Origin of the sequence: Micromonospora sp. WMMD734 (assembly GCF_049178975.1) — a bacterium.
Lineage (GTDB): Bacteria > Actinomycetota > Actinomycetes > Mycobacteriales > Micromonosporaceae > Micromonospora > Micromonospora wenchangensis.
This window is the reverse complement of record NZ_JBMHMK010000001.1, coordinates 1914067-1927891: the sequence shown is the minus strand read 5'-3', so window position 1 is coordinate 1927891 and position 13825 is coordinate 1914067. Positions and strand designations below refer to the sequence as shown.

Below are 13825 nucleotides of genomic sequence, written 5' to 3'. Positions count from 1 at the left end.
GGCCGGGCGGCCTTTCCCGGGGCTGCGCCACACCGCCCGGCCCCACCCCGACGCCGGCCCACCGGCGACGTCGCCTCCGGGTCAGCTGGGGGTCGCCGGGCGGGTGACGTCGTACACGTGGTGTTCCACGTCGTGCAGGAAGTAGACGGCGAAGCGACCGACGGTGAACACCGAACCGTTGCTGCGCCGGCCCGGCCGGTCCCACTGCGCGGGCGTGATGGCGTCGAACGCGGCGGCGGTCGCCTCGGCCTGGGCGGCGAGTTCCCCGGCCACCCGGGCCGGGGACTGGTGGAAGTAGTCGTCCTCGACGGCGGTGGCGTCCTGGTCCCAGTTGGGGAAGACCGGGTCGTCCTCGTCGAGCATCAACGCCAGCCGGCCCCGGAAGATCCGGCAGGTGTCCCGCACGTGGCAGGCGTACTCCGTCGGCGACCAGACGGTCGGCGCGGGCCGCCGGGTCGCGTCGGGCCGGGACAGCGCCTCCCGCCAGACCGGGACGGTGGCGCGCAGCCGGTCCCCGGTGGCGTCGGCCCGCTGCGGCACGAAGCCGCACTCGGCGCACCCGTCGTCGATGACGAAGGTCCAGTCCCGGTCCTCCGGCGTGATCGCCGCCCACTCCGACATGCGGCGATCCTGCCACGCGGGTGCCGGGCCGGCGTCGGCGGTAGGGTGTACGCCGCTGGCAGATCCGGGTGGGGGTGGTCGTGGTGTCGCGGGACGCGGAGCGCCGGCCCGTCGCCGTCAACAAGAAGGCCCGGCACGACTACACCGTGCTGAAGACCTACGAGGCGGGCATCGTGCTGGCCGGCACCGAGGTCAAGTCGCTGCGCGAGGGGCGGGTGTCGTTGGTCGACGCGTTCGCCCAGGAACGCGACGGCGAGATCATGCTGTACGGCCTGCACATCGCCGAGTACGGCTACGGCACCTGGACCAACCACCAGCCCCGGCGGACCCGCAAGCTGCTGCTGCACCGGGTGGAGATCGCCCGGATCCTGGAGAAGCTACGTGACCCCGGGGTGACCCTGGTGCCGCTGTCGATGTACTTCAGCAACGGCTGGGCCAAGGTGGAGATCGGGCTGGCCCGGGGCCGCCGCTCGTACGACAAGCGGCAGGTGCTCGCCGAACGCGACGCGAACCGGGAGATCGCCAGGGAGTTGGGCCGCCGGCTCAAGGGTCGGCGACCGGCCGGCGAGGGCCACCGGCCGGGCTGACCTTCTCCCGGAGTGCCCTGCGGGCTCAGCCGGGGGCGCGGTCGTCCGCCCCGGCGGTGTCCGCGGTGCCCGGCGCGCTGGCCAGCACGATCGCCGCAGCCACGGTGGTCAGGGTGGCCAGGACCGCCCACGGCAACCAGCCGGGGCGTACCCCGTCACCGAGCAGCAGCACCCCGGCGACCGACGGGACGACGATCTCGACCGCCCAGAGCACGGCGGTGACCGGCCCGACCGGCCCGTGCCGCAGCGCGTGCGCGTAGAGGACCGTCCCGGTCACCCCGGAGACGACCAGTCCCCAGCTGACCGGCTCCCGCAGCAGGTCCCGGACCGCCGCGCCGGGGTGGCCCAGCGGGTCGGGTGGCGGGGTGAGCGCCCGCGCGCACAGCGCGGTGATCCCCCAGGCCAGCCCGGCCAGGGTGGCGGCGACGACCGGCCGGGCGACCCGCAGCGCGGCGAGGCCGGCGATCGCGGTCAGCACCGCCGCGCCGGCCAGGCCGACCCGTAGCGCCGTCGACGCGGTGACCGGTGGTTCGGGGCCGGCGGCCAGCGAGATGACGGTGAGGGCGGCGACGGTGAGCAGGATCGCCCCGGTGTCCCGGCGGCGCAGCCGCGCGCCGAGCACGATCCGGGCGACGACCACGGTGACGGCGAGGGAGCCGGCGGTGACCGACTGGACCGCGTACACGGGCAGCTTCTGGAGGGCGACCAGGGAGGCGAGCCAGGCCAGCGTGTCGCAGCCCAGGCCGGCGAGGTAGAGCGGGTGCCCGAGGGCGCGCAGAGTGCTGGCCCCGCGCCGGGCCCCGACGGCCTGCAGCACCGAGCCGACGCCGTAGCCGAACGCCGCGCCGAGCGCGAAGGTCAGCGCCAGGCCGGCCGTCACGGCCCGCCCCCGACTCCCGGCCTGGCTGCGGCTACGGCTCCCGGCCCGGCCCCGGCCCCGGCTTCTGGCCAGTCTGCGGCTCCTGTTTCCGGGCCGGTGGATGCCAGCGGCCCGGCTGCTGTGGTCACCGCCGGCTCGGTCATCGGCACCGCCTCTGTTCCTGGTCCCGGTGTTCCCGGTTTCTGATCCCGGCCGGTCCGCGTCAGCCGTCGCTCCGTCGCATTGTCCCCGGCGCGTCCGCGCCCCGCAGCGCGTCGCCGACCCGACGCGCACCGCCATTCCACGAGACTTCTTGTACTTCATGTCTTGTACTTCTATGGTGGGTGCATGACCGAGGAACCCACCCGGCACCTGACCGATCCCCGGGCGATGCGCGCGCTGGCCCACCCGACCCGGTTGAGACTGCTCGGCGAGCTGCGGGTCCGGGGCCCGCAGAGCGTCGGCATGCTCAGCGACGCCATCGACGAGGCGGTCGGCTCGGTCAGCTACCACCTGGGCAAGCTGGCCGAGCACGGCTTCGTCGAGGAGGCCCCCGAGCACGCCCGGGACCGTCGGGAACGCTGGTGGCGGGCGACCCACGCCCGAACGTCCTGGGAACCGGTCGAGGTGCTCGCCGACCCAGAACGCCGGGCCGCCTCCGACCTGCTGCGCCGCGCCGTGCTCGACCGGTACGCGGAACGCCTCGGCCACTACCTCGACGTCGAGGCGACCCTCGACCCGCAGTGGGTGCGCGGCACCGCCAGCGCCGACTCCTGGCTGCACCTGACCAGCGACGAGCTGATCGAACTGCGGGCCGAGCTGGAGGCGCTGGCCGCCCGCTGGCAGGCCCGAAGCGATCCCGCCCGGCCGGGGGCCGAGACGGTGTCGCTGATGTACCACGCCTTCCGGGACCAGCGGTGACGCCGCCTCGCCGTGGCCCGCTGGTCGGCCTGCTGGTCGGTCACACGGTCTCGCTCACCGGCAACATGCTCACCCTGATCGCGCTGCCGCTCTATGTGCTCGCCGAGACCGGCTCGCCCGCCGCCACCGGCCTCACCGGCGCGGTCGCCGCCGTACCGATGGTGCTCGGCGGCGCGCTCGGCGGGGTGCTGGTGGACCGGATCGGCTACCGCCGGGCCAGCGTCCTGGCCGACGTGGTGTCGGCGCTGACGGTCGGCGCGGTGCCACTGCTCGACGCCACGGTCGGCCTGCCGTTCTGGGCGCTGCTCGGGCTGGTCTTCGCCAGCGGCCTGCTCGACACCCCCGGGCAGACCGCCCGCAACGCCCTGCTGCCGGAGGCGGCCACCGCCGCCCGGGTGCCGCTGGAACGGGCCGTCGGCTGGTACGAGGCCAGCGAGCGGGGCGCCCGGTTGATCGGCGCCCCGATTGCCGGTCTGCTCGTCGCCGGCCTCGGCGCGCTCCCCGTGCTGGCCCTGGACGCCGTCACCTTCGCGGTCTCCGCGCTGGTCGTGACGGTGCTGGTGCCCCGATCGCTGCGTCCGGCCATGCCGGCTGACCCGACCGGCGGCGGCTACTGGCGGGAATTCGCGGCCGGGGTGCGGTTCCTGACCCGGGAGCCGCTGCTGCGCGCGGTGGTGCTGCTGGTGCTGGTGACCAACTTCCTCGACGCGACCAAGAGCAGCGTGCTGCTGCCGGTGGTGGCCGACCGGGAACTCGGCGGAGCGACGGCGTTCGGCCTGCTGGTCGGCGCGATGGGTGGCGGCGCGCTGGCCGGGTCGCTGCTGTTCAGCGCGGTCGGCCACCGGCTGCCCCGCCGGGCCACCCTCGTCACCGCGTTCGCCCTGGCCGGTGCGCCGCCCTTCTGGGCGCTGGCCGCCGCGCCGCCGCTGCCCTGGATCATCGCGGTCTTCACCCTGTCCGGCTTCGCCGCCGGCGCGATCAACCCGCTGCTCGGCGCGGTGGAGCTGGAACGGGTGCCGGCCCACCTGCGGGCCCGGGTGTTCGGGGTGATCGGGGCGGGCTGCTGGGCCGGCATGCCGTTGGGCGCGTTCGCCGCCGGGGTGGCCGTCGACGGCTTCGGCACCACACCCGTCCTGGTCACCGTGGGCGGCTGCTACCTGCTGGTGGTGCTCACCCCGCTACTCGGCGGCCCATGGCGCACACTCGACCACCCGAACACCCCCAACCACCAGGCACAAACCCCCACACCCGTCAGCTGACCAACCCCCGCCCCGTTCGCGTTCCCGTTCCCGGTTCCCGGTGATCAAGAGGTTTGCGTCAACTTGAAGATCGAAGTTGACGCAAACCTCTTGATCAATTGACGCAAACTTCTTGATCACCGGGGCGAGGTGGACCGGGGCAGGGCAAGGATGGGATGGGGCGGGGGTGGGATGGGGCCAAGGCGCGGTGAGGTGGCAGGGCGCGGTGCGTCTGGCGGCGGGCGTGCCGGCGCGATGCGGGAGGGGGCCGACCCGGGCGTCGGGCCGGAGGCAGGCCACGCCAGAGGTCAGTCGCGGCGCAGGTCGGTGTGGGCGGCGCGGAGACGGTCGACGGCCGGGTCGGTGCCGGGTGGAACGTGCCGGTCCAGCTCGGCCCAGACCTCGGCGAGGGCGTCGGTCACGGCCCGCAGCTCGGCGGCGTGCCGCAGGGCGCCCTGCCGGTGCGACTCCTCCAGCCGACGGGCCCAGCCGGCGGTCACCGTGGCGAGGCGGTCACCGTCGGCGCGGGCCTGGGCGGCGCTGCGGGCGGCGGGGGCCGGCACGATCGCGGCGACCGGCCGGGTGTCGCCGTCGCGGGTGACCAGGGTGACCGTGTCGGTCAGCTCGGCCATCGCGATCAGCTGGGTCAGCCGGGTACGCAGCTCGCGCAGCGGCACGGATCGGGGTTGACCACTGTGGTGGGACAGCGCGGGGGCAGCCATGTCCCCATGGTCCGACCGGGGTATGACATTTATCGCCATGACGGTCCGGGTGGGGACGCCATGACGGTCCGGGTGGGGACGCCATGACGGTCCGGGTGGGGGCGCCATGACCGTCCCGGTGGGGCGCCATGACGGTCCGGGTGGGGTGGACCAGGCGTCCACCCCACCCGGGTCGGTCAGCTCGCCTGCAACGTCACGTCGTCGATGACGAAGCTGGTCTGCAACGAGGCGTCCTCGGTGCCGGTGAACTTCAGGGTCACCGTCTGCCCGGCGTACGCGCCGACGTCGAACGAGCGCAGCGTGTAGCCGGTGGCCTTGTTGAGGTTCGAGTACGTCGCCAGCGTGGTGCTGCCGACCTGGACCACCAGTTTGTCGTACGCGACGGTGGTGGTCCGCTCGGTGGTGTCGATGTGCAGGTAGAAGGCGAGGGTGTAGGAGGAGCAGCCGGCCGGCACGGTCACCGACTGGGACAGCGTGTCGGTGCTGGTGCTGCCGTTGCCGTTGAGCCACGCCTTGTAGGAGCCGGTGCGGGCCGGCTGGCTGGACGAGTTGGTGATGACGCCGGTGGTGGCCGTCCACGGGCTGGTGCCCGACTCGAAGCCGCCGTTGCCGACGACCTGGCCGCCGGTGCAGCTGCCGGTGCCGGTGACGGTGACGGTGTAGCTGGCCGTCCGGGTGGCCGAGCCGGTGCCGGTCACGGTCAGCGTGAAGGTGCCGAGGGCGGCGCTCGACGACGCGCTGACGGTCATGGTGGACGAGCCGCCGGAGGTGACCGACGACGGGCTGAACGAGACGCTCACGCCGCTGGGCGCACCGGAGGCCGACAGCGCGACGGTCTGGGCGCTGCCGCTGGTGGTGGCGGTGCTGACCGTGGCGGTGGTGGAGCCGCCCCGGACCACGCCGCCGGCGGTCGGGCTGACCGCGACGGAGAAGTCGTTGGTCGGGGTGCCGCCGCCGACCGCGAGGTCCCAGATGGCGTACGCGACGCCGTCGGCGCTGCGGTTGAGGCCGGTGGCGTTGATGTTGCTGGTGGTGTCGCAGGAGGAGTGGTAGCACGGGTCGTACGCGGCGTTCGCGGTGCCGCCCCACTTGCTGGCCTGGGAGCTGGTCTTGCGGGCGCTGGCCCCCATGGCGTAACCGGAGGTGGGGATGCCGGCCTGCTGGAACGAGTAGTCGTCGGAGCGGCCCTGGCCCTCGGTGTTCTCCTCCGGCGACAGCCCGAGCGAGTCCCAGTACGCCTTGAGCGGCGCGGCGGTGCTGGAGGTGACCCGGTTGATGAAGTAGCCGCCGTTGGTCGAGGCGACCATGTCGAAGTTGTAGTAGCCCTTGATGTAGCCCTTCTGGGCGGTGGTCAGCGAGTTGACGTAGAACTTGGAGCCCTGCAGGCCCTGCTCCTCGCCGTTCCACCAGGCGAACCGGACCCGCTTGGTCATGGTCGGGTTCTGCTGGGCCAGCACCAGGGCGTTCTCCAGCAGCACCGACGAGCCGGAGCCGTTGTCGTTGATGCCCGGCCCGGCGGCGACGCCGTCGAGGTGCGCGCCGAACATGACCACGTCGTCGGCGGGGCCCTGCGGCCACTCGGCGATCACGTTGTTGCCCCGGTAGGTGCAGGTGGTGCAGGTCTGCTCGGTGACCGTGTAGCCGGCGGCCTGGAGCTTCGACTTCACGTAGGCGACCGAGGCGGTGTAGCCGGCCGAGCCGGCCCGCCGGTTGCCGCCGTTGCTGGTGGCGATGCTCTGGAACTGGGCCAGGTGCGCCTGGACGTTGCTGACCGAAACGTCCGGTGCGGCGAGCGCGGCGACGGCCGGCGCGGCGGTGGCCGGGCGGGCGGTCGGGGTGGCCGAGGCCGGTGGCGCGGCCAGGGCGAGCGTCACCGCGGTGACGGCGGCGATCGCCAGGGTTCTGCGCTTCATGCGAGCTCCTCACGGGGGTCGGCGGGGGTCCGCGCGGGCGTCACCGTCCCGTGTGCCGGGGTCGGCATGGGGGTGCACGGGAACCCGCGACCCGGGGGTGGGGTCGCGGCGGAGACGCCGGGGAAGCAAACACTGACATGTATCAATCTGCGGGTCAATCCGTCGGACGGTGTCACATTCCCGGACGACGCCGGGAGGGGGCCCGGGACCCGGCCACGATGATCTCAGCGCTGGGTGTAGACAACGCGCGTATACGCGATGTGTATAGTCGCCCGCATGTCCATCGGCCAGACCTTTCTCGGCCTGCTGGAGGCAACCCCCCGGCACGGCTACGACATCAAACGGCGCTACGACGAACACTTCGGCCACTCCCGCCCGGTCGCCTACGGCCAGGTCTACGCGACCCTGTCCCGGCTGCTGCGCGGCGGCCTGGTCGAGGTGGAGGCGGTGGAGCCCGGCGAGGGCCCCGACCGCAAGCGGTACGCCATCACCGAGGCCGGCGTCGCCGACGTGGCGCAGTGGCTGGCCCGCCCGGAACAACCCGAGCCCTACCTGCAGAGCGTCCTCTACACCAAGGTCGTGCTCGCCCTGCTCACCGGCCGCGAGGCGGCCGAACTGCTCGACGTGCAGCGCGCCGAGCACCTGCGGCTCATGCGGGAGCTGACCCGACGCAAGCGCGGTGGCGACCTCGCCGAGCAGTTGATCTGCGACCACGCCCTGTTCCACCTGGAGGCCGATCTGCGCTGGCTGGAACTGACCACCGCCCGGCTCGACGAGTTGGCCGCGCGGGTGCGCGCATGAGCGCCCCGCTGCTGGTCGCCGAGGGTCTGCACCGCAGCTTCGGCGAGACCGTCGCGCTGGTCGACGCCGGGCTGCGCATCGACGAGGGCGAGGTGGTCGCGGTGCTCGGCTCGTCCGGCTCCGGCAAGTCCACCCTGCTGCACTGCCTGGCCGGGATCGTCCGCCCCGACCGGGGCCGGGTCGTCTTCGACGGCCGGGACCTGGTGACGATGAGCGACGCCCAGCGCAGCGCCCTGCGCCGGGAGCAGTTCGGCTTCGTCTTCCAGTTCGGGCAGCTGGTGCCCGAACTGACCTGCCTGGAGAACGTCGCGCTGCCGCTGCGGCTGGCCCGCGTCCCCCGCCGCGAGGCCGAGCAGCGGGCCGGGCAGTGGCTGGAACGGCTGGAGGTCACCGAGGTGGCCGGCAAGCGCCCCGGCGAGGTCTCCGGCGGTCAGGGGCAGCGCGTCGCGGTGGCCCGTGCACTGGTCACCCGCCCCCGGGTGATCTTCGCCGACGAGCCCACCGGCGCCCTGGACTCGCTCAACGGCGAACGGGTCATGCGGCTGCTCACCGAGGCCGCCCGGGACACCGGGGCGGCGGTGGTCCTCGTCACCCACGAGGCACGGGTGGCCGCGTACTCCGACCGGGAGGTCGTGGTGCGCGACGGGCGTACCCGGAATCTGGAGGTGGCGGCGTGACCGGTCGGGGCGCGCTCGCGGACCTGGCGATGGGTGCCCGGATGGCCGTCACGGGCGGCCGGGAGGGTTGGATCCGGGCCCTGCTCACCGCCGTCGGTGTCGGGATCGGGGTGGCCATGCTGCTGCTGGCCACCGCCGTGCCCGGGGCGCTCGACGCCCGGCAGGCGCGCGGCGACGCCCGCGACGACCTGCGGTTCGGCGAACAGGTCGCGGCCGGTCCCGGCACCCTGCTGGTCCACGCGCTGGACACCGAGTTCCGGGGCCGGCCGGTGCGGGGGCGGCTGCTGCGGCCGGAGGGACCGGCCGCGCCCGTCCCGCCGGGGTTGACCGCCCTGCCCGCCCCCGGCGAGGTGGTCGTCTCCCCCGCCCTGCGCCGGCTGCTCGACTCCCCCGACGGCCCGCTGTTCGCCCCCCGGCTGGGCGGCGCGCGGGTCACCGGGACGATCGCCGACGAGGGCCTCGCCGGCCCCAACGAACTGGCCTACTACCAGGGCGACGACCGGTTGACCGACACGTCCGGGGCGACCCGGCTGGACCGCTTCGGCGGCGGGCTGCCCGGCGAGGGGCTCGGCCCGGTGCTGATGCTGCTGGTGGCGGTCATCTTCGTGGTGCTGCTGCTGCCCATCGCGGTGTTCCTCGGCTCCGCCGTGCGCTACGGCGGCGAACGACGCGACCGGCGGCTCGCCGCGCTGCGCCTGGTCGGCGCGGACACCACCATGGTCCGGCGGATCGCCGCCGGAGAGGCCGCCGCCGGCGCCCTGCTCGGGGTCGCCGTCGGCATCGGACTCCTGCTCGCCGGCCGCCAGCTCGTCCCGCTGGTCACCCTCTACGACATCAGCGTGTACGCCGCCGACATCCGGCCGCCCACCGCGTTGCTGCTGGCCGTCGTGCTGGCCGTGCCGGCGCTGGCCGTGCTGGTGGCGATGCTGGCGCTGCGCGCGGTCGTGGTCGAGCCACTCGGAGTGGCCCGGCGCGGCACCCCGGCGCGTCGTCGGCTCTGGTGGCGGCTGGTGCTGCCCGCCGCCGGCCTGGCCCTGCTGCTGCCCGTGGCCGGTCTGCGCGACGGCGACGGCGGGATCACCAGGTGGGTGGTGCCGGCCGGGGCGGTGCTGCTGCTGATCGGCACGGTCACCCTGCTGCCCTGGCTGACCGACCTGCTGGTCCGGCGGCTGCGCGGCGGCCCGGTGTCCTGGCAGCTCGCGGTCCGTCGGGTGCAGCTGGACAGCGCCACCTCCGCCCGGCTAGTCAACGGCATCGCGGTCGCCGTCGCCGGCACCATCGGCCTGCAGATGCTCTTCGCCGGGATCGCCGGGGACTTCACCACCGCCAGCGGGCAGGACACCTCCCGGGCGCAGGTGCAGGTGCAGTTCCGCGACCAGCCGGACCTGGCCCGGGTGCTGCGCCAGCTCGGCGGGGCGGCTGGGGTGACCGCCGCCACCGGCACCCTCAGCGTCGGGGCCAACGCCGGCTCGCCGGACGGCCTGCCGGTGGACGTCCGGATCGGCGACTGCGCCGCACTGGCCGAGTTCGCCCATCTCGACAGGTGCGTGGACGGGGACACGTTCCTGGTGTCCGATCCGCGCGACCCGGCGGTCGTCCCCGCCGGCACGACGCTGACCGTCGAGGACGGGTCACGGTGGCGGGTGCCGGCGACGGCGCGGCCCGCACAGGCCCGGCCCGACCCGGCCGGCTGGATGCAGAACGCGGTGCTGGTCACCCCCGGCGCAGTCGGCTCGCGGACCCTCGGTCCGTTGCGCTCGACCGTCTACCTCCAGCTCGACCCGGCCGCCCCCGACGCGGTCGAACACGTGCGTAACGCCGCCGCCGCGATCGACCTGACCACCCCCGTGTCCGTGCTGTCCTCGACGATCGTGTCGCCCCGGTTCGCCGACATCCAGCGTGGCCTGGCCATCGGCATGGTCGTCACGCTGCTGCTGATCGCCACCAGCATGCTGGTCGGCACGCTGGAGCAGCTGCGGGAGCGCCGCCGCCTGCTGGCGATGCTGGTGGCGGTGGGCACCCGACGCAGCACCCTCGGCTGGTCGGTGCTGTGGCAGACCGCCCTGCCGGTCGGGGTCGGGCTGGTGCTGGCCGCCGGCTTCGGGCTCGGCCTGGGCGCGGCCCTGCTGCGGATGGTGCAGGCCCCGGTCACGGTCGCCTGGCCGGTGGTCGGCTTCTCCGTCGGGCTCGGCGCGCTGACCGTCCTGGTGATCACCGGGCTGAGCCTGCCCCTGCTGTGGCAGCTCACCCGCGCCGACGGGCTGCGCACCGAATGACCCGCCGGTCCGGGTCGGCGGCGGGTGCCGACCCGGACCGGGCGGTCAGCCAGCGTACGGGGTGGCGACGTCGAGGACCCACGTCACGCCGAACCGGTCGGTGAGCATGCCGAACCCCGGGGCCCACGGCGACGGGCCGTACTCCTCGATCACCTGGGCGTCCTCGGCGAGCCGGTGCCAGAGCACGCCGACCTCCTCGGCGCTGTCGCCCCGGACGGAGACGAAGAACCGCTCGCCGGTCAGCGTCGTCCCGTTCTCACGGGTGGTGGCGGTCGGCGCGGCTGCGGCGGGTGCCCCGGCGGGCACGTCGTAGGCCATGACGGCGAAGCCGTTGTCGGCGGTGACCTGGCCGAAGACGACCCGGTCGGCGTCCGGCAGGTCCTTCGGCATGCCCAGGTCGCCGTAGCTGACGACGGTGCTGCGGCCACCGAACACGGACCGGTAGAACTCCAGCGCCGCGCGGGCGTCACCCCGGAAGTTGAGGTGCGTGGTGGCGGAGATGGCCATGGTCGACTCCTTGCTGATGGTGCTCGACGCCCGGAAATGGGCTGGTCAGGAAGAAGATTCGCAGCAGTAGGTGACAGGTTGTGGCACCTACTGCTGGCAGAATCTCCCCTCATGCCGACCACGTCCGCCCGCCTGCTCGCCCTGCTGTCGCTGTTGCAGAGCCGGCGGGACTGGCCCGGCGGGGTGCTGGCCGAACGGCTGGGCATCAGCCTGCGTACGGTGCGCCGCGACGTCGACCGGCTGCGGGAACTCGGCTACCCCGTCGCCGCCGTCAAGGGCCCCGACGGTGGTTACCGGCTCGCCGCCGGCACCGAGCTGCCCCCGCTGCTGTTCGACGACGAACAGGCCGTCGCCCTGACCGTCGCGCTCCAGGTCGCGGCGACCGGTGCCGACGGGGCACTCGCGGACGCCGCCGCGCGGGCGCTGCACACCGTACGACAGGTGCTGCCTGCCCGGCTGCGGCAGCGGGTCGGGACGCTCAGCGTGACCGCCGTCGCGCGACCCGCCACCACGGCGGCCGAACCGGTCGACGGCGAGGTGCTGCTGGCGCTCGGCACCGCCGTGCACGCCCGCGAGATCCTGCGCTTCGACTACGGCACCGACCGGACCGCCGGCCCGGCCCGGCACGCCGAACCGCACCACGTCGTCACCTGGGACGGCCGATGGTACCTCGTCGCCTGGGACCTCGAGCGGGCCGACTGGCGGACCTTCCGCGTCGACCGGATCACCCTGCGCCCGCCGCACGGGCCCCGCTTCACCCCGAGACCCCTGCCCGGCGGGGACGTCGCCACGTACCTCACCGGGGTCTTCCGGGGGTCGGCCGGCGGGTCGGCGGACTGGCCGTGCCGGGGCACGGTGCTCCTCGACCTGCCTGCGGCGACCGTGGCCCGGCACACCCGCGACGGCCTCGTCGAGGAGATCGCCCCCGACCGGTGCCGGCTCACCCTCGGGTCGTGGTCCTGGGTGAGCCTGGCCGCCGCCGTCGCCCGGTACGACACCGGCATCACCGTCGTCGGCCCGCCGGCCCTCACCGAGGCGTTCGCGCTGCTCGCCGACCGGTTCACCCGCACCGCCACCGGTGGTGGTGCCGGGCGGTGACGCGGCCGGGTTCCGCCGCCGCCCCGGCGCGGTCAGGCGAGCAGCGGGAGCGCACCGAAGGTGTGGTCCCGCCACAGCAGCCGGGAGGCGTCCTCCGGATACGCGGCCACCGTCGACCGCCCGTCGAAGATCCGGGTACGGCGACCGGCGTCGTACGCCGGCCAGCCGGGGTCGCCGGTCGCGGCGAACGTCGTCCACGCCCCGCGGAGCTGCCCGGACAGCTCGTGCGCCGCCGGCGGAGGCGGATCACCGATCAGCATGGCGGGCTGCCCGCTGGTCAGGTTGCCGAAGACCAGCGGCACGTCGAGACCGTGACAGGCACCGAGGTCACCGCCCAGGCCCGGGGCCGGCCAGGTCAGCTCGTAGAGGTACGCCCGGCCGCCCCCGGCGAGTTGCGCCTCGGCCAGGTGCAGGCTCGGCATCCGGAACAGCCAGTCGGCGTTGACCAACTCGTAGAGCTGCTCGTCGGTGGCGGCCGGGAACGCCTCCCGGTAGCGGCGGGCACCGTCCGGGCCGGGGGCCAGCATCCGCAGCGCCGTCCCGGTCTGCTCCGGCGTGACCTGGCCGAGCACGCCGTCGAGCAGGCTGAACAGCCGGTGCTCGTCGCGGGTGTGCCCGACGAGCAGGTCGACGTCCCGCGCGGCACCGTCGGCCAGCGCCCGCCACGGGGTCGCCGGCAGCACGTCACCGTCGACGACCGGCGCGAACGGGATCGGCCGGTGGGTGATCTGACCCCACCGCTCCCGCCACTGGAGAATCTTGGCCGAGATCGCCTGGCCCACGGCCGGCAGCCGATCCGGCGGCACCGCCGACAGGTCGGCCAGGGTCGGTCGTACCCCCAGCTCGGCGGCGCAGGCGGCGGTGACGTCGGCGGCCAGCTCGGGTGAGAAGAACGTCCCCGGGACGCTCTGCGCGACCGCCCGCCGGAACAGCCCGGCGGCGCGCGGCATCGCCAGCAGCGCGGCGACCGAGCCGCCGCCGGCCGACTGCCCGACGACCGTCACCCGGTCCGGGTCGCCGCCGAAGGCGCGGATGTTGTCCCGCACCCACTCCAGGGCCGCGACCTGGTCGAGCAGCCCCCGGTTGGCCGGCGCGCCGTCGAGCTGCCCGAAACCCTCGAAGCCGAGGCGGTAGTTGAGCGTCACCACGACGGTGCCGCCGGCGGCGAGGTGCCCGCCGTCGTACTCCGGGAGGCCGGAACAGCCGACGAGGTAGCCGCCGCCGGGAATCCACACCAGGACCGGCAACCCGGCCGCCGGGTCCGGCTCCGGCGTCCAGACGTTGAGCGTCAGCCAGTCGTCGCCGGCGGCCTGCGGGGCGGTCCCGAACGCGCCGGGCTGCGGGGGCGGCGGACCGAAGGCGAACGCCTGACGTACGCCGTCCCAGCCGCGTACCGGATGCGGCGCGGCGAACCGGAGGGCACCGACGGGCGGTTCGGCGAACGGGATGCCCCGGAACACCGCCCGGCCCGCCTCCCGGCAGCCGCGCAGGACACCTGACACGGTACGGACTTCCGGCTCGGACTCCGACGGCATGCTGGCCCCTCCCCCGCTCCCGGTCGGCCGCAGCATCCCAACGCCGGCCGACCACCGGCAAACCATTTAG

Annotated in this window: 13 protein-coding genes; 7 read left to right on the top strand and 6 right to left on the bottom strand. The window is 74.5% G+C overall.

The features are described from left to right. Positions 1–81: 81 nt before the first annotated feature. On the bottom strand, positions 82–621 hold the full coding sequence (locus ACN267_RS08030; protein WP_421488309.1) for a DinB family protein: 540 nt from the start codon (positions 619–621) through the stop codon (positions 82–84). An 83-nt stretch (positions 622–704) separates the two neighbouring features. On the opposite strand from ACN267_RS08030, the gene smpB reads away from it, so the two are divergent. Further along, positions 705–1208, top strand: coding sequence for an SsrA-binding protein SmpB (gene smpB, locus ACN267_RS08025; protein WP_204960706.1), 504 nt, complete (start codon positions 705–707; stop codon positions 1206–1208). 25 nt (positions 1209–1233) lie between these two features. Here the strand turns inward: smpB and ACN267_RS08020 are convergent, their stop codons facing one another. After that, complete coding sequence (locus ACN267_RS08020; protein ID WP_421488308.1) at positions 1234–2088, bottom strand: hypothetical protein; 855 nt, start codon at positions 2086–2088, stop codon at positions 1234–1236. Between the two features lie 327 nt (positions 2089–2415). Between ACN267_RS08020 and ACN267_RS08015 the strand changes: the two genes are divergently transcribed. Further along, positions 2416–2988, top strand: a complete 573-nt coding sequence (locus ACN267_RS08015; protein WP_204960704.1) for a winged helix-turn-helix domain-containing protein — start codon at positions 2416–2418, stop codon at positions 2986–2988. Further along, positions 2985–4247, top strand: a complete 1263-nt coding sequence (locus ACN267_RS08010; RefSeq protein WP_421488307.1) for an MFS transporter — start codon at positions 2985–2987, stop codon at positions 4245–4247. Before ACN267_RS08015 ends, ACN267_RS08010 begins: the two co-directional genes overlap by 4 nt. Positions 4248–4534: 287 nt before the next feature. Here ACN267_RS08010 and ACN267_RS08005 read toward each other — a convergent pair whose 3' ends face one another. Next, a complete protein-coding gene (locus ACN267_RS08005) occupies positions 4535–4948 on the bottom strand; it encodes a type II toxin-antitoxin system Phd/YefM family antitoxin (protein WP_204960702.1) in 414 nt (137 codons plus the stop codon). A gap of 176 nt (positions 4949–5124) precedes the next feature. Then, on the bottom strand, positions 5125–6861 hold the full coding sequence (locus tag ACN267_RS08000; RefSeq protein ID WP_421488306.1) for a M28 family peptidase: 1737 nt from the start codon (positions 6859–6861) through the stop codon (positions 5125–5127). Positions 6862–7137: 276 nt separating this feature from the next. Between ACN267_RS08000 and ACN267_RS07995 the strand changes: the two genes are divergently transcribed. The 3 genes from ACN267_RS07995 to ACN267_RS07985 are packed head-to-tail and all read left to right on the top strand — an operon-like array spanning position 7138 to position 10615. Then, positions 7138–7662 carry a PadR family transcriptional regulator gene (locus ACN267_RS07995; protein ID WP_088646373.1) on the top strand — a complete coding sequence of 175 codons (525 nt, stop codon included), beginning with the start codon at positions 7138–7140 and terminating at the stop codon, positions 7660–7662. Next, on the top strand, positions 7659–8339 hold the full coding sequence (locus ACN267_RS07990) for an ABC transporter ATP-binding protein (RefSeq protein WP_204960700.1): 681 nt from the start codon (positions 7659–7661) through the stop codon (positions 8337–8339). Before ACN267_RS07995 ends, ACN267_RS07990 begins: the two co-directional genes overlap by 4 nt. Beyond that, positions 8336–10615, top strand: coding sequence for an FtsX-like permease family protein (locus tag ACN267_RS07985; protein ID WP_421488305.1), 2280 nt, complete (start codon positions 8336–8338; stop codon positions 10613–10615). Before ACN267_RS07990 ends, ACN267_RS07985 begins: the two co-directional genes overlap by 4 nt. 45 nt (positions 10616–10660) lie before the next feature. Here the strand turns inward: ACN267_RS07985 and ACN267_RS07980 are convergent, their stop codons facing one another. Further along, entirely contained in the window at positions 10661–11122 is a 462-nt protein-coding gene (locus ACN267_RS07980; RefSeq protein ID WP_281897287.1) for a VOC family protein, read from the bottom strand. 111 nt (positions 11123–11233) lie between these two features. Between ACN267_RS07980 and ACN267_RS07975 the strand changes: the two genes are divergently transcribed. After that, positions 11234–12220, top strand: coding sequence for a helix-turn-helix transcriptional regulator (locus tag ACN267_RS07975; protein ID WP_421488304.1), 987 nt, complete (start codon positions 11234–11236; stop codon positions 12218–12220). Positions 12221–12252: 32 nt separating this feature from the next. On the opposite strand, the gene ACN267_RS07970 is transcribed toward ACN267_RS07975, so the two are convergent. Beyond that, positions 12253–13755 (bottom strand): carboxylesterase/lipase family protein, encoded by a 1503-nt coding sequence (locus tag ACN267_RS07970; RefSeq protein ID WP_421488303.1) that lies wholly within the window; start codon positions 13753–13755, stop codon positions 12253–12255. Between the last annotated feature and the right edge of the window lie 70 nt (positions 13756–13825).